Below are 15,820 nucleotides of genomic sequence, written 5' to 3'. Positions count from 1 at the left end.
AGATAAGCAAGGATATAGCTTGATCCATTTGTTGTATAGGATGCTTTCGAATGAGGATCTGAAACTTTTTACATGCGAAACCGTAAGTAATACTAGTACACCTAAGAAATGAGGAATTTATATGGGATTAACCCTACTTTATAGTGTTGTCATAGCAGTTGTTGCAACTTTACTGATTGTGCCACTGACGTTGCAAACAGAAAAGAAAAAAGGAATTGTAGCAGGATTGATTGGCACAACAATCGTATTAGCAATTGTCATATTTTTGTTTTACTACGTAACAAATATAGATCGGAATTTGACAGCTCTATGGCCACTTGCCATTTTAGCTACTGGCCTAGGTGCCTTTGTATCTAAAGGGAAGGAGCAACTTGTCAAAGGCGTTCTATTTATTGCGGCTCTCGCGTTTGGAGCATATATATTAAGTGCTGTTTTATTTAATGCGAATGAAAAATTCGATTCAGCAGTTATGGATCAAGAAGTAGAGATTGAAGCATTTGACGAAACAAAAACACCTGCAAGTGTACCTCCGCAATTTGCACGTAATAAAATGAAAAAAGCATTCGGTCAAGTGCCGAATACGAGTTATTACGAGTTAGGAAGACTGCAAATTCAAAAGGTGAATGAAGAATTTGTTTATATTGCACCTGTCGAATTCTCAGGTTTCTTTAAATGGATGAATGGAGATACGACACCAGGATATTTTACAATGAGTGCAACAGATTCTTCAGACAATCCAAAGTTTAAGGATGCTGAAATGACGTATACACCTTCGTCATTCTTTCATAAGAATGTAGCACGTCATTTACGTTTAGCGTTACCTGAAACCATTTTTTATGGAGATATGCAATTGGAAATTGATGATGAAGGAAAGCCACATTATATTCGTTCATATGGGAAATTTATTTCTGCACGAAATGGCTTTGAAGTGACTGGAGTAGCAGTGGTAAATCCACAATCTGGTGATGTGAAATCTTATTCATTGAAAGAAGTTCCGTCGTTTATCGATGGAGCCGTATCCCCTGAAGTGGTGAGTGTACAAAATTCTTATTTTGGTAATTATGTACATGGTTTTTGGAATAGTTTATTTGGTAAGAAGGATGTCAAAATCCCGTCAGATGAGGGAACAGAATCGAATGTCAGCCCAATTTTTAACGAAGAAGGCTCTATGTTTTACTTCACTGATTTTACGAGTCCAAAAGAAGGTGTAGATTCTATGCTTGGCTATTCCTTAACGGATGCTAGAACTGGAGAAGCCATTTATTATACAGGTAATTTAGAAGACTCCTATATGGATTCTTCTGGAGCTTTGCAAATCGTTGAGAAAAAATTCATCGAGAAAAAATGGTTTGGTGAAATGCCGATTCTATATAACTTCTATGGAGAGGCAAGCTGGTTAACACCTGTACTTGATGCAAATGGGTTTTTGCAAAACTACTTTATCGTATCTGCAGCTAATCCTGAAATTTCTACTTATGGAAATACGCCAAATGAAGCTTTGAAGCTATATAAGACGGCTTTGCAACGGGGTGGAAGTAGTGTGGATGGAAGTTCAAGTGCTGAGGAAGCAACAGCGAATGGAACGATTGACCGTGTATACAAAGAACGTGTTGGAGATTTCACGATTGTTTCCTTCCGATTAACGGATGGAACAAACTACATTGTTTCAACAGAAGTGGCACCTTATGCAATCTATTTAGAAGTAAAAGATGTCGTCAATGTCACATATTTAAATACAGGTGAACTGTTCTTACCAGTCAAAGAATTAACGATAAATGGATTAGAATAAACAAAGGCTGTCTCCAATATTAGGAGACAGCCTTTCTATTTTAAATGCGCGTTTTTAAGATGGCCATTTGCTTTTGATCACGTGTTTTTGCGAGTTCATCAATGGATGAAGCTCCATAAGAATCTCGTGATTTTTGGGCTAAACGTTGAATCGTTTCTTCATTTAACATTAAATCACCTTGCGCAGCCCAGCTCTTCTCCATTGTAGGTCCAAGATGGCGCATGAAAGCTTCCATTCCGCCTTGTCCACCACCTAAATGCATGCCAAGCATCGGTCCGGCAGCTGCCCATCTCAACCCTATCGAATCTTTGACGATTTCATCAACATCTTCCATTGCGACGACACCTTCATCCACTAAGTACATGGCCTCTCTCAACATAGCAAATTGTAATCGGTTGGCCACGAAACCGAACACTTCCTTTTGTATAAGTTGTGGAGCTTTTCCTAGTGCAATATAAAAAGCCATAGCGTCTTTAATAGCTTCTTTCGATGTGAAATAACCCGGTACCACTTCTACTAATGGCATGACTAATGGTGGGTTAAATGGGTGACCGATTAGCATTCTACTTTTGTTTTTCATTTTGGCAGAAATCTCACTTGCGGGTAATGTGGATGATGAAGACATTAATAAGGCGTGTGGGCCAATATACGTTTCTATTTCGGCAAAGAGTTGTTGTTTAAGTTCAAGTTTTTCAGGTCCATTTTCTTGAATGAATGAAGTGCCTTCTACAGCTAATTGAAGGTTACTAGTTAAAGTCAATTTCTCCATAAATCCCGTTGAAGGTAGTCCCAACAAGTCTAATGTTGACCCTATCGATTGAAAATGTTGGTCAACCACTTCTTGTAAATCACTTCTCGGATCATATATTCGGACGGTTAAACCGTGTGCTAAGAATAAGGTAGCCCACGAAAGACCAATAGTTCCAGCCCCTATTACTGTGACTGGATTAAATCGTTCTAAATCAGCATGAAGTTTTGTCATGATTGATCCTCCTAAGTTTATCTAAATTAATGGTATCATAAGGGAAGAAGATGTGTGAATTTAGTCATACAGATAGGGTGGTTGTAATGGTTGGTTTTGGTGGAGTACCAGAATGGTTTTATATCATTGCGTTTGCGGTAGTTATCATCATCATTATCGTGAATGAATGGTGGACTCGGTAGGGTTAATTTTAAGGAGGTTTCAGAATGGTACAAGCACAAGTTGTCATTGTTACAGGAGCATCTCAAGGCATTGGTCGCGGTGTAGCTGAAGCTTATATCGCAAAGGGTGCTCAAGTTGTACTAGCAGATGTGAATGAAAAACTTGGAAAAGAAATTAGTGAACAATTGGTTGGAAGTCTATTTATTAAAACGGATGTACGAAAAGAATCAGATATAAAGAAATTAATGGAAGAAACAGTTAAACAGTTTGGTCGAATTGATATCGTCATTAATAATGCAGGAAAGAGTGAGTTTAAAAACTTGTTTGATCTATCATTAGATGAGTGGGATGACGTAATTAACACAAACTTAAGAAGTGTTTTCTTGTGTTCACGAGAAGCTGCTGTATATATGGGGAAACAAGAAAGTGGCGGGTCCATTGTCAATATTGCTTCAACAAGAGCAATTATGTCTGAACCCAATTCGGAAGCGTATGCGGCTTCAAAGGGTGGAATTGTAGCAATCACGCATGCACTTGCTACCTCACTTGCAGAACATCGAATTACTGTGAATGCGATCTCACCTGGCTGGATTGAAACGACAGCTTACAATGATTTGCGCGATATTGATCATGAACAACATTTATCTAAACGTGTGGGTAAACCATCGGATATTGCAAAGGCTTGTCTGTATTTAACAGATCCTCAAAACGATTTTGTGACAGGCATTAATCTCGTAGTAGATGGCGGGATGACTCGAAAAATGATTTATGAACATTAAGGAGGTTAACGATGTTTCATTGGAAAGGTGCCGCAGGCGTCTGTATAAATGAGCAAAATCAAGTGTTAATGGTTCTTCAAGCTGGTGAAGATGAAGAAGCTAAGTGGAGTGTTCCATCCGGTGGAATTGAAGGAAATGAGACATTTGAAGAATGCTGTGTTCGAGAAATGGAAGAGGAAACAGGTTTACAAGTTGAAGTCATCTCAAGAATTCTTGATAAAGAGGGTTCTGTTGAACAACATGCGATTACCTTTGAATTACACTATTTTCAAGTAAAAATCGTACATGGCGAATTGACCGTGCAAGATCCAGATGAACTTATTTTAGAAGTAGCGTGGAAATCACTAGATGAATTAGACGCTTTACCGATGAGTTATCCTGATGATACAGAGTTTTTAAAAAAGTTATTAAAAGACGCCGCAAATGTTTCGAATTGATAGGACTGAAAACTATTTACAAAGAGGAGATTAATTAATTGAGCACATATTCGAATATAAATATTGGTGGCCTTCAGTTTGAATGGGAATTAGATAAAGGGAAGTTTATTTTTGAAGGACAAGATTCAGTCCTTTTTTGGATTTCCAGTGCTATGAAAACATTTTTCGATACAATTGAAGAAATTTCAGGCGAAGAAGCAACAAATTTGGTTTTAGAAGCAACTGGCTTTCGTCAGGGGATAGTGGTTGGAGAATATTTTAAAAACATGAGTGACATAGGTATTCGTGAAGCAGCAAACTTAATCACAAATACATATGCCTCAGCAGGTTGGGGTCTAACAACCATTCATAATTTAGATATTGAAGCAAAAACACTTACCGCTAATCTTAAGGATAGTTGGGAACATAAAATTAATGAAGCACAAGGAAAAACAACGGGTGGAAAATTCCTACCTGCACATTATGCAGGTATATTTTCAAGGCTTCTTGGTACAAATATGTGGTATGAAGTAAGACAGTATCAATTAGAGGGTCATGAATATAGTGTAGTTGACTACTTCCCTTCGAAGGTTTCAGTTACCCATAATATTCATCAACTTGCACGTAAAAAAGAATCAGAACAAATTCGTCATTTAGAAGCGATTGTAGAAGAAAAAACGCGAGAGCTAAAAGAACTTGTAAAGGAACTTTCTTCACCAATTATCCCTGTTTTTGATGGTGTAGTGGTCGTGCCATTACTCGGGAAATATGACGAAGAGCGCTCAGAAGAGCTGTTAGTAAAGACATTGCAAAATCTGCCTTCACACAAGGCGAACTATCTTATTTTAGACCTAACAGGGCTGGATAAAGACATTAGTCAACATACTGCTAGCCTTCTTGAAAAGATTGGTTCTGCAGCAACACTGATTGGAACAAAAACCATTATTGTTGGAATTTCTGCAGAACTAAGTATCGTCATATCTAACTCAGACATCAATTTATCTAAATTCGACTGTTTCCAATCTTTACAACATGGTATTTATTACGCTCTAGGACAAATGGGACGTAAAATAATATAAAACGGGGGTTCCCAAAAGTGTGAAAGATGACTTTTGGAAACCCCTATTTTCTATCTAATTAGAAGTGAGTCTTCACGTATGTGATCAATATGCTTTTGCCCAGTAAACCATTTCGATTGCTGGTTTATTGCAACATACGCATGTTTCACTAAGACTTTCCTGTTCAAAAGGAATACATCGTGACGTGGCAGTCGTTTCTTCCTTAATGAGATTTTCACAAGCAACATCTCCACACCACATAGCTTTTATATAGCCCTGCTTTCTATTTAAATGGTCTTTAAATTCGTCGAAGGAAGTGGCTATAGACGTATTTTCTTCACGATGATCTAATGCTTTTTTCAATAAATCTTGTTGTATCTCTTCTAACAGGGAAGGGATTTTAGTTTGTAATTCATCAGTTGAAACAATGATTTTTTCTCCAGTATCTCGGCGTACCAGGACAACTTGACCTTTCTCGATGTCTTTTGGTCCAACCTCTAATCGAACTGGAATGCCTTTCATTTCATACTCGTTGAACTTCCACCCTGGTTTCTTATCACTTCCATCAATTTCAACTCGGGCAACATGCTGTAAACTGTCTTTTAAGGAATATGCATAATCCAAAACACCCTCTTTGTGTTGAGCGATCGGTACAATCATTACTTGAGTTGGTGCGATTTTTGGTGGCATTACTAAACCGCGGTCATCCCCATGAACCATTATTACTGCTCCAATAATACGAGTCGTAAAACCCCAAGATGTTTGGTGAACATATTGTTGTTTGCCTTCTTTGTCTAGATATTTGATGTCAAACGCACGTGCGAATCCGTCTCCGAAATTGTGAGAAGTTCCTGATTGCAAAGCTTTCCCATCATGCATTAAAGTCTCAATCGTATAAGTCGATTTAGCACCAGAGAATTTCTCTTTCTCCGTCTTTTTCCCTTTAACTACTGGAATGGCTAACCATTCTTCACACAATGCTGCATATTCATCTAACATACGTAATGTTTCTTGTTGAGCTTCTTCTTCAGTGGCATGAGCGGTATGTCCTTCTTGCCATAAAAATTCAAGCGTACGTAAGAATGGACGCGTCGTTTTTTCCCAACGAACCACATTCGACCACTGGTTATAAAGCTTTGGTAAATCTCGGTAGGAATGAATGATGTTGCTGAAATGCTCACAAAATAATACTTCAGATGTTGGACGTACACATAAACGTTCAGCAAGTTTCTCGTCGCCGCCATGCGTAACCCAAGCCACCTCAGGAGCAAAACCGTCAACATGATCTTTCTCTTTTTGTAATAAAGACTCTGGTATGAAAAGGGGCATATAAACATTCTCATGACCCGTCGCCTTAATGCGTCCATCCAAAGCATTTTTAACATTGTCCCAAATGGCATAACCATATGGTCGAATAATCATTGATCCACGAACAGTAGAATAATCCGCTAATTCAGCCTTTGTTACTACATCTGTAAACCATTGGGCAAAATCATCATCCATTGCAGTAATACTTTTCACGAACTCTTTTGACATAGAAAACACCTCTTTCTTAGAATAGCTCCGTTTTGTTTTTTAAAAATTGAAGTAGAAGGTGGCGTTAAACACACCTAAAACTGAAACAAACGGAAATTTTGCCAATCCATTAAAACAAAAAAGCCTTGCTACAAACGAGGGACCAATTTCACATGGCGGTACCACCCTCATTTGAAGCAAAGCTTCACACTCTTACATGATAACGACTGTCGCCGCGACTATCTTTCGACATCGAACTCAAAGGCAGGTTCAAGAGCTGGTTTTTAGGAGTCTTTCACCACACAACTCCCTCTCTAAAAAAACACATTCATCTTTACTAGTCCTTATCAACGTTTAAAACTATATTTGTGTGATTATAGCCGGTAATGTTTCACACTGTCAATTAATTTTTTGAAGTCTGATGTGATATAATTACCCAAAGATACATTATGAAAAGAGGCGCATTATGCTAACATTTGAAGAAAAAACAGCAATTATAGAATCATTTCCTGAACTAACTAAAAAAGACGTTTCCCTAAAACGTGTGAATTATCATTTTGAGGGAAGTCTGTATGATAAAAAAACAGTTATTTATCATCTACATCCAAACGGCAATGGTTTTGTGTTTGTTGGAGATTTAAAGAAATACAATGCGGATAATAAGGGCATGCTGAACATTCGTGAAGCATCTGAAGAAGAACTTCGTGAGATGATTAGAGATTCAATTGGCATTCTTTCTGAGGAAGAAGTCTTTGAAGAAGAGAAGGTAGAAGAACAAGTGTGGAATAACAGAGAAGGACAAGAATTGAAGCTTATACACGAAGATACACTTTGGAACATCTACCATGGCATCAATTTAGAAGAGAGCTATGAATCATATGATGAAGCTGAAGAGTATTTGTTAGGCGAAGGGTTTCGCACTTCATCTAAATGAATATGAACATCCGCACGTTAACAAACGATGAAAAATTACCTTGGGATTTACTTTTACTAGCTGACCCGTCTCGTCTCATCGTGCAGGAGTATGTCAAAAATGCTGTTATTTATGTAGGAGAGCTAGAGCAAAAAATAATCGCTATTTGTGTTGTAAAAGAAACGGCTAAAACAATTGTGGAAATCATGAATATTGCTGTGAGTGAATCAATGCAAGGAAAAGGATTTGGGAAACAACTTATTCACTTTGCTGTGCAGGAAGCTTCCAAACGAGGTTATGCACAAATTGAAATTGGCACTGGCAATTCTAGCATCCCACAATTAAGTTTGTATCAACAATGTGGATTCCGCATTGTTGGAGTGGACTTCGATTATTTTACACGTCATTATGATGAAGAAATATCTGAAAATGGTTTAATTTGTAGAGATATGATACGACTAAGTTATGAATTATAAAGCTGAGAGTATGTTCTCAGCTTTTTTGTTCGAATACAGATTTAGGAGGTTAGCCATATGAAAGGAAAACGTGCTGTCTTTTTAATCATTGGACTTGTTTTATTAGCAATTGTGCTTGCTTTTGGATCAATACAATGGTTTTTTAATACAAGTTTAGATCAACTTGATTCCAGTGATTTAATGGAAATGGAAGGTCTTGTGGTAGAAATAGATGACCAAAAAGTCTTGCTAATTGAAGGACTTACCTTAAAAGAAGTAGAAGGGAAGTCTACAGACGAACTTTTGAATGAAGGACTAAATGCTATATGGTTTTCTTTATCGATTGATCAATTGGATGGAATTAAACAGTATGATCGCTTGAAGGTGAAGTTTGACCGCGTGGCAGAATCTTACCCTGGCCAAGCAAGCGCAAAAAGAGTTGAAAAGATAGAGGAATAAGTCGTACTGGAGGAATTCTCTTGAAAATAGACAAACCAAAATTACCGAAAGAACTCTATGAAATAGATGTTGCTAGCTTATTAGATGAAGACCGTTATATTTCTAGAGGAATCATTCGTTCGTGGGGGATTAATGAATTACCTGAAGGTAAGATTACATTTGATCAAATTCATTTTCAAGATGTATCGTTTGATGGGGTGCAATTCGAACAGGTAGAATTCATCGATTGTCGGTTTGATCGGTGTGATTTATCCAACGTGAATATGGGGGACGCTATCTTACATCGCTTAGAGATTAACCAGTCAAAACTAGTTGGCATGCAATGTTCTCAAAGTAGGTTGGGGCATATTCTTATACAAGATAGTGTAGCGAACTATGCTTCGTTTAGCTTTAGTCAGTTTAAGAATGTACGTTTTCAACAAACCGCACTTAGCAAGTCCGATTTCTTTGAATCTGGTTTTACGAAAGTGGAATTTGATTCATGTGAACTTGATGGGGCAAACTTTACTGAAACAAGTTTAGCTACTATTGATTTGAGTTCATGTACATACGAACAAGTAACAGTTAGTGTTGATAAGTTAGCTGGCTGTACCGTGTCCACAGAGCAAGCCTTGGGATTTGCAAAATCACTCGGACTTCTCATAAAAGAATAAATTGAACAGCTTGTATCCCTCTACGGTGTACAAGCTGTTTTAATTAAAGTGTACTCTCTATATGACCACTTAGCGCCTTTTCCCATTCCTCTATCTCATCATAGTTATGATCACCACTGTAATATTGAAAGTTCCCTAATCCCCAACCATTTTTACTATAAAAAAACCATAAATATACGTTCTTTTTAACGGTTTGTTTGCCTTTCTCCATTAGGATTAAATCTACTTCACCTTCTGGATACGTGTCATCCAATTTAACACGCAACCCATCGTAATCAACAATGTAAGTACCATCTTCTTTTAACTTCCTCATCCGTTTAACCCAAATGTTCTGTGCTTCTTTATAGGTTATGGTAGCTTCTAAATCGGTCGCCCTATCGTAATAATGAATTCCTTCAAATGCCTGGTCAAATTCTTGTGCAACTAAATGATTTAAGACGTCTTTCGCAACTCGTTTCGTTTGATAGCGATCGTTCATTTCGGGAAGATAAAAAGCAGCTAATAATAAGATGAAAAATATAACGGCTGCAAATTTGAGAATTGATTTCATGTGATCTCTCCTAAATGAAATTGTTAATTTCTACTAATTAATATAATGAATATTCAAAAAACAATCAAGGTGAAAATTTGCTTACCCAATTTCGGAAACTCATCCTAACCAAAACTTAAAACGAAAATTTTTGAAAAATGAAACTTTTCGTTTCGTACTTCGTATTTACTAATAACCACTAAAGATTAGGTTAAATGGGAGTGAATGACATGACGATTGAACAGATTTATTTCTACGTGCTGCTCTTTATGGGTGCTGCAACTATTTTGTATGTGTTTTTTGGAGATGTGGCAGAAGGGATTGGAGAGGGAATCCCTTTTCTTAATCCAACAATCATCATGGCGTTTATCACATTTGCATCTGCATCTGGTTATCTTCTAGAAAGTCTAACTAACTGGAATAGCTGGTTGATCTTAATCGCTAGCTTAGTGGCAGGAGCATTATTTGATGTACTCCTATATTTTTTATTTCTTCTACCGATGTCGCATGCAGAAGTGTCAATTGCATATACGGATGAATCGCTTGCTGGTCAAGTTGGGAAAGTGATTACACCTATTCCAGCAGATGGCTTTGGTGAAATTGTCATTGAAACCATATCCGGTTTAGTATCTAAGCGTTCTGCAGGCTATGACAATGAAGAAATTGATTATGGTAAAGAAGTATTAATTATTGAAGTAACAAACGGAACATTTCTCGTAAGGGAATATGAGCCATTTGATTTCAAAAAATAGAAAATGGGGGAATTGAGTATGGAGTTAGGAACGATGGTCGTTATAGGGATTGCGGCGTTTATTTTGTTAGCAATTATTGGGGTTTACGTAACGAAGTATAAAACAGTCGGACCAGATGAAGCGTTGATTGTAACTGGTAGTTATTTAGGTTCTAAAACGGTGCACACAGATGATTCTGGCAATCGAATTAAAATCATTCGTGGTGGAGGTACATTCGTATTTCCTGTATTCCAGCAATCTCAACCACTTAGCTTGTTATCAAGTAAATTAGAAGTGACAACACCTGAAGTTTATACAGAGCAAGGCGTTCCAGTAATGGCGGATGGAACAGCAATCATTAAAATCGGTGGATCGATCTCGGAAATAGCGACTGCGGCTGAGCAGTTTTTAGGGAAATCAAAAGAAGATCGTGAAAACGAAGCAAAAGAAGTATTAGAAGGTCATTTGCGTTCTATTTTGGGATCAATGACAGTCGAAGAAATTTACAAAAACCGTGATAAGTTTTCTCAAGAAGTGCAACGTGTGGCTTCACAAGATTTAGCGAAAATGGGTCTTATTATTGTTTCATTCACAATAAAAGATGTTCGTGATAAGAACGGATACTTAGATTCACTTGGTAAGCCTCGAATCGCACAAGTGAAACGTGATGCAGATATTGCAACTGCTGAGGCAGATAAAGAAACGCGTATTAAACGTGCGGAAGCTGCTAAAGAAGCTCAAAAATCAGAGATTGAACGCGCTACTGAAATCGCACTAGCTGAAAAAGAGAATTTATTAAAAGTAGCTGAATATCGTCGTGAGCAAGACATCGCAAAGGCACGTGCTGACCAAGCATACGAACTTCAAACAGCCGTATCTAAACAAGAAGTAATGGAACAGGAAATGCAAATTCAAATTATCGAACGTCAAAAACAAATTGAACTTGAAGAGAAAGAGATTTTACGTCGAGAGAAGCAATATGACTCCGAGGTTAAAAAGAAAGCCGATGCTGATCGTTATGCAATTGAACAAAATGCAGCGGCTGCGAAATCACGTGAAATGGCTGAAGCCGATGCTGAGAAATATAGAATTGAAGCTCGAGCACATGCGGATGCTGAAAAAGTACGTTTAGATGGTCAAGCCAAAGCAGATTCTGAACGAGCACAAGGTGAATCTGAAGCTGATATCATTCGTCTAAAAGGTCTTGCTGAAGCAGAAGCAAAACGTAAAATTGCAGAGGCGTTCGAGCAGTACGGTCAAGCAGCTGTATTAGACATGATCGTTCGTATGATGCCAGAATATGCGAAACAAATTGCTAGTCCATTAGCGAATATCGACAAAATTACAGTTGTTGACACTGGTGGAGGAGAAGGCGGTGGAGCGAATAAAATCACTTCCTATGCAACGAATCTAATGTCTACTCTTCAAGAAACGCTTAAAGCTTCTTCAGGTATCGATGTCAAAGAAATGTTAGAGAACTATTCGGGTAAGGGAACACTTCGCCCAAGTTTAGATCGAATTTCGTACGAAATGCAGGAGAAGAAAAAAGAAGAAAAAGCTGAAGAAGAAGTTTCTATCTAGATATCAAATCCCTCTATTAAAAATAGAGGGATTTTTATTTTCTCCATCGAAATAGTGTATATAGCTAGACTATATGTATAAATACTAAAAAAACTGACTAATTATGTCGAATTGTAATGACATAGGTCATGATATTCGGTAGAGTGAGTGTAAGAATACGTGTTGATAACGTTTTTTCGTATGGAGGCATTTTATGAAGCTAACGAGGGAACAAATTAAATATATAAAAGAAAATACGAATCTACCTCGCAATGATGTGGGTCATGCTATGTCTACATATATAGGGAAAACAAGTAATGTGGCCTATAGTCTTTTTTCATTGCTTCCGAACCGGTCTTTTTGGGTGCGTTATACAAAAGGAATAGGAAGTGGAATTGAGAAATATACAGTCGTACAAGGCATCTTAGAAGTTCAATATGAAGGTCATACTTTCATTTTGAATGAAGGAGAAACACTTGATGCATCAGAGTACCCTGAACTCCTGTCTTTTTATGGTGAAGATGCTGTGGAAATACTTGTAGAAATGTCCACGGAAGAATTTGAAACTAATTTTAGAAATACAGAAATTGTTCAGCGAGATGCTGCTGCTATTGAAAAAGTAGATGGATACACCTTTCACCATTGTTCGAGAATAAAAGATTACTCCATTGAATTATGGAAAAAACTAGGTCAGCCAATTGAACGTGTTACGATGCTACGCTGGGGAGCTTACTTCCACGATATTGGAAAGCTGGCTGTCCCAATTGAAATTCTAAACAAACCAGGAAAACTTACATCTGAAGAGTGGGAATTGATGAAATCTCATACCGTTAAAGGGGCTCAGATGATGAGGGAGCATGAGATCATTTGGTTACGTGATGCTGCATTTATCGTGGAAGAACATCATGAACGGTATGACGGAAAAGGATATCCCCATGGTTTAAAAGGGGAAGAGATTTCTTTGGAAGCATCAATTGTATCAGTGGTAGATTCTTTCGATGCCATGACAACTGACCGAGTTTATCGAAATGCTCTAACCATTAAAGAAGCAATTCAAGAGGTTATTAAAGGCAGAGGGACTCAATTTAATCCAACAGTTGTCGATGCATTTTTAAAATTACTACATGATCAAGAATTTAAATGGCGTTAAAAGACTTGGGAATTTTCCAGGTCTTTTTCTATAGGAGTGACGAATGTGAAGGCTATTATATTTGACTTGGATGGAACTTTACTCGATCGGAATTCTACATTAAAAGCTTTCTGTATAGCTCAACATGCAAAATTTAATCTTTCCATAAATCGAGAACGATATTGCGATCGAATAATCGAACTTGATGAAAATGGATATATAGGAAAAGAGCAAGTGTATTCGCAAATAGTTCAAGAGAATAATTGGTCAAATCATCTAAAAAATGTTTTATTTGAAGATTATATGCATCATTTCCACGAGTTTTGCGTCCCATATAAGGGGTTACATGAAACACTTAAAGAATTAGAGAGACAAAAATATGTAATCGGATTGATTACCAATGGGCGACACGAAGGACAACGTGCCAGCATCCAGGCACTTGGTATAGAAGCCTACTTTCAAGTTGTTCTCATATCAGAGTCTGAAGGGATTTCAAAACCAAACCCTTTAATTTTTCAACGAGCGTTATCCCAATTAAATTTGCTGCCTGATGAAGCGTTTTATGTAGGCGACCATCCTATTAATGATATCGAAGCAGCGAAAAAAGTAGGATTACTAACCATATGGAAAAGGAATGATGTGTATAAACAGGCCAATGCAGACGAGGAAATACACGAATTGAATGAAATCCTAAGTATCTTGAACAGGAGAGAAAATAATGAATTACATACAAAACATGAGAAAAATGATCGGGAATGAAACATTACTAACTGTTGGCTGTGGCATAATAATTGAACAAAATAACCAGATATTATTGCAACATCGAACAGATGCCGATGTATGGGGAATTCCAGGTGGTGTTATTGAAATGGGTGAGCAAGTAGAGGATGCCGCTCGAAGAGAGACATTAGAGGAAACCGGATTAACTGCTGGAGAACTTGAGTTATTTGGCATTTACTCTGGCCGAGAAGGTTATGCCAGTTATGCAAATGGAGATCAAGTTTATAGCATTCAACTGATTTTCTTAACCACAACGGTTACGGGTGATTTAATTCAAGTTAGTGATGAAAGTCATGCGCATCAATACTTCGATAAACATGATCTACCAGACAATATTAACTCTCATCAAAAACGGTTTATCATGGATTGGGTCAATGGATTACAGACCCCTATTATCAAATAAAGCCAAGGCACAATTAATTGTGCTTCGGCTTTTTCTTTTTGAACACCCATTCCCTTTGAATAACAAAACCAACTAAGAATAGAAGACTGTCTACAATCGCTTTTATCACGATTTCGCCTTTTCCGAATAGATCATACGCTCCGTGAACAAGACTAGCTGACAGAACCATGATAATAACTGCTAGAATCACATATTTAATAAATGACCGTTCGTCACCTTTTTTGAAGACTTTTTTTCGATTAATGATGTAATTGAACGTTCCAGAGATGACTCTCGCGATAATCGTTGCAATCACAATATAAAGTTCTGGGGCATTATCTTTCCAAAGCCATATAAACAACGCAAATAAAGCCATATCTAAACCAAAAGAAGCGACTCCTGATAGGGCAAACTTCAAGAACACTTGATAAATTTTCATCGATGACTTGATGGGTTGGAAATGGGATGATTCATTATTATTGGTATACACAGTTTCAATCTCCACCTCATATATCGGTATTCCTTCATCCTTAGTCGCAGCTAACAGATTTAACTCGTAATCGAAGGCTTCCCCTTTTATTGAAAGTAACCACGGAAGTTGTTTTCTTAAAAATAATCGTAATCCGGTTTGTGTATCAGTAATTCCAATCCCTGTGGTATATCGAAATAGATTTCGAGTGAGTTTATTGCCAAAGCGACTTCGAAAAGGAACATGCTTTTGATCAAAATCTCGAACTCCTAAGCCAATGCCATTATAATCATATGAGGATTTTAGTAAGTTGCAAATGTCCTTCGTCAAATGTTGACCATCTGCATCAACAGTAATGATTTTTTGAATATGAGGACAATCGTTCAGTATGTAATGAAAAGCAGTTTTTATCGCACGTCCTTTCCCTTGATTGGCAGCGTGAGATAGGACTTTAACTTCGGGTAATTCACCAATTGAGTGGAAAAAAGGCTGATAATCTTGACCGGAACCATCATCCACAACCAAGATGTTTGTAAAGCCTACTTCAACTAGTTCTTCAATCGTGGTTCGACATGATTGTTCTGGCTTGTAGGCTGCAATCAAAATACAAGTAGTATCCATGCAAAATCCTCCTTATTACCCTTTACCCATATCCTTCTAACTTCAAGCTAAAAAAAGGAATTGAAAAACGTATGTCGAATCTTTATACAATATCAGATCTCTAGTGTTTGACTTAATATGAAAGTGGGAGTCTAGCAAGTTTCATTTTTTCGCAGGAGTCTTCGGTGAAATACTAATGTAGGATGTGAAAAAACACTTGTTTAAGTAAGTGGTTAGTTAAGTCCTTAATTTGGAGTGGCGTTAATGAAATTTTTATTCTAACCAATCCTTGATAGACTGATATCGCTTTATAACATTCTCACCAATAGAGGTTCTAAGTCATACATTCAATATGTGTAATAACAAGTTTTATATTCTTTTTAGTTGATTGCAATGGAGGCGGCGACTCCGACGGGAACAGCACAAACTGAAGACCCTGGACTAAGCGTAGCGAAGGAA

The 15,820-nt window shown here is 37.4% G+C and carries 18 protein-coding genes and 1 other annotated feature; of the genes, 14 read left to right on the top strand and 4 right to left on the bottom strand.

Annotated features, from left to right (window positions below; translation table 11 throughout):
• Positions 1-121 precede the first annotated feature (121 nt).
• Positions 122-1,789: a hypothetical protein gene (locus tag AC3EA5_RS16985; protein WP_488609389.1), complete on the top strand. Its 1,668-nt coding sequence runs from the start codon at positions 122-124 to the stop codon at positions 1,787-1,789.
• A gap of 40 nt (positions 1,790-1,829) precedes the next feature.
• Here AC3EA5_RS16985 and AC3EA5_RS16980 read toward each other — a convergent pair whose 3' ends face one another.
• Positions 1,830-2,771, bottom strand: coding sequence for a 3-hydroxyacyl-CoA dehydrogenase NAD-binding domain-containing protein (locus tag AC3EA5_RS16980; protein ID WP_488609388.1), 942 nt, complete (start codon positions 2,769-2,771; stop codon positions 1,830-1,832).
• Between the two features lie 50 nt (positions 2,772-2,821).
• Here AC3EA5_RS16980 and AC3EA5_RS16975 point away from each other — a divergent pair, with 50 nt between their 5' ends.
• From AC3EA5_RS16975 to AC3EA5_RS16960, 4 genes are read left to right on the top strand one after another with little or no spacing between them, the layout of a single operon-like run.
• Entirely contained in the window at positions 2,822-2,953 is a 132-nt protein-coding gene (locus AC3EA5_RS16975) for a hypothetical protein (protein ID WP_488609387.1), read from the top strand.
• Positions 2,954-2,977: 24 nt separating this feature from the next.
• Positions 2,978-3,712: a glucose 1-dehydrogenase gene (locus tag AC3EA5_RS16970; RefSeq protein WP_488609386.1), complete on the top strand. Its 735-nt coding sequence runs from the start codon at positions 2,978-2,980 to the stop codon at positions 3,710-3,712.
• 11 nt (positions 3,713-3,723) lie between these two features.
• The gene (locus tag AC3EA5_RS16965; RefSeq protein ID WP_488609385.1) at positions 3,724-4,149 is read left to right on the top strand and encodes an NUDIX hydrolase; all 426 of its coding nucleotides are present in this window, start codon (positions 3,724-3,726) and stop codon (positions 4,147-4,149) included.
• A gap of 38 nt (positions 4,150-4,187) precedes the next feature.
• Positions 4,188-5,207, top strand: a complete 1,020-nt coding sequence (locus AC3EA5_RS16960) for an STAS domain-containing protein (RefSeq protein WP_488609384.1) — start codon at positions 4,188-4,190, stop codon at positions 5,205-5,207.
• An 84-nt stretch (positions 5,208-5,291) separates the two neighbouring features.
• Here AC3EA5_RS16960 and proS read toward each other — a convergent pair whose 3' ends face one another.
• Positions 5,292-6,722 (bottom strand): proline--tRNA ligase, encoded by a 1,431-nt coding sequence (gene proS / locus AC3EA5_RS16955; RefSeq protein WP_488609383.1) that lies wholly within the window; start codon positions 6,720-6,722, stop codon positions 5,292-5,294.
• Positions 6,723-6,856: 134 nt separating this feature from the next.
• Positions 6,857-7,061: a binding site (T-box leader), on the bottom strand.
• Between the two features lie 106 nt (positions 7,062-7,167).
• Here proS and AC3EA5_RS16950 point away from each other — a divergent pair.
• Genes AC3EA5_RS16950 through AC3EA5_RS16935 form a run of 4 tightly spaced genes read left to right on the top strand, consistent with a single transcriptional unit; the run spans position 7,168 to position 9,181 of the window.
• Positions 7,168-7,635 (top strand): hypothetical protein, encoded by a 468-nt coding sequence (locus AC3EA5_RS16950; protein ID WP_488609382.1) that lies wholly within the window; start codon positions 7,168-7,170, stop codon positions 7,633-7,635.
• Positions 7,636-7,637: 2 nt separating this feature from the next.
• Positions 7,638-8,090: a GNAT family N-acetyltransferase gene (locus AC3EA5_RS16945; protein WP_488609467.1), complete on the top strand. Its 453-nt coding sequence runs from the start codon at positions 7,638-7,640 to the stop codon at positions 8,088-8,090.
• A gap of 57 nt (positions 8,091-8,147) precedes the next feature.
• Positions 8,148-8,528 (top strand): DUF3221 domain-containing protein, encoded by a 381-nt coding sequence (locus AC3EA5_RS16940; protein ID WP_488609381.1) that lies wholly within the window; start codon positions 8,148-8,150, stop codon positions 8,526-8,528.
• Between the two features lie 20 nt (positions 8,529-8,548).
• The gene (locus AC3EA5_RS16935; RefSeq protein ID WP_488609380.1) at positions 8,549-9,181 is read left to right on the top strand and encodes a pentapeptide repeat-containing protein; all 633 of its coding nucleotides are present in this window, start codon (positions 8,549-8,551) and stop codon (positions 9,179-9,181) included.
• Between the two features lie 43 nt (positions 9,182-9,224).
• Here AC3EA5_RS16935 and AC3EA5_RS16930 read toward each other — a convergent pair whose 3' ends face one another.
• Positions 9,225-9,731, bottom strand: a complete 507-nt coding sequence (locus AC3EA5_RS16930) for a hypothetical protein (RefSeq protein ID WP_488609379.1) — start codon at positions 9,729-9,731, stop codon at positions 9,225-9,227.
• Positions 9,732-9,940: 209 nt separating this feature from the next.
• Between AC3EA5_RS16930 and AC3EA5_RS16925 the strand changes: the two genes are divergently transcribed.
• The 5 genes from AC3EA5_RS16925 to AC3EA5_RS16905 all read left to right on the top strand — a co-directional run bounded on the left by AC3EA5_RS16925 (position 9,941) and on the right by AC3EA5_RS16905 (position 14,313).
• Complete coding sequence (locus tag AC3EA5_RS16925; RefSeq protein ID WP_488609378.1) at positions 9,941-10,462, top strand: NfeD family protein; 522 nt, start codon at positions 9,941-9,943, stop codon at positions 10,460-10,462.
• Positions 10,463-10,480: 18 nt separating this feature from the next.
• Positions 10,481-12,022, top strand: a complete 1,542-nt coding sequence (floT, locus tag AC3EA5_RS16920) for a flotillin lipid rafts scaffold protein FloT (protein WP_394188187.1) — start codon at positions 10,481-10,483, stop codon at positions 12,020-12,022.
• Positions 12,023-12,215: 193 nt separating this feature from the next.
• The gene (locus AC3EA5_RS16915; protein ID WP_488609377.1) at positions 12,216-13,151 is read left to right on the top strand and encodes an HD-GYP domain-containing protein; all 936 of its coding nucleotides are present in this window, start codon (positions 12,216-12,218) and stop codon (positions 13,149-13,151) included.
• 45 nt (positions 13,152-13,196) lie between these two features.
• A complete protein-coding gene (locus tag AC3EA5_RS16910; protein ID WP_488609376.1) occupies positions 13,197-13,889 on the top strand; it encodes an HAD family hydrolase in 693 nt (230 codons plus the stop codon).
• Entirely contained in the window at positions 13,849-14,313 is a 465-nt protein-coding gene (locus AC3EA5_RS16905; RefSeq protein ID WP_488609375.1) for an NUDIX hydrolase, read from the top strand. The genes AC3EA5_RS16910 and AC3EA5_RS16905 overlap by 41 nt, the downstream gene beginning before the upstream one ends.
• A 13-nt stretch (positions 14,314-14,326) precedes the next feature.
• Here AC3EA5_RS16905 and AC3EA5_RS16900 read toward each other — a convergent pair whose 3' ends face one another.
• The gene (locus tag AC3EA5_RS16900) at positions 14,327-15,382 is read right to left on the bottom strand and encodes a GtrA family protein (RefSeq protein ID WP_488609374.1); all 1,056 of its coding nucleotides are present in this window, start codon (positions 15,380-15,382) and stop codon (positions 14,327-14,329) included.
• Between the last annotated feature and the right edge of the window lie 438 nt (positions 15,383-15,820).

It is taken from the genome of Paenisporosarcina sp., assembly GCF_057785155.1.
This window is presented reverse-complemented; position numbering and strand designations above follow the sequence as displayed.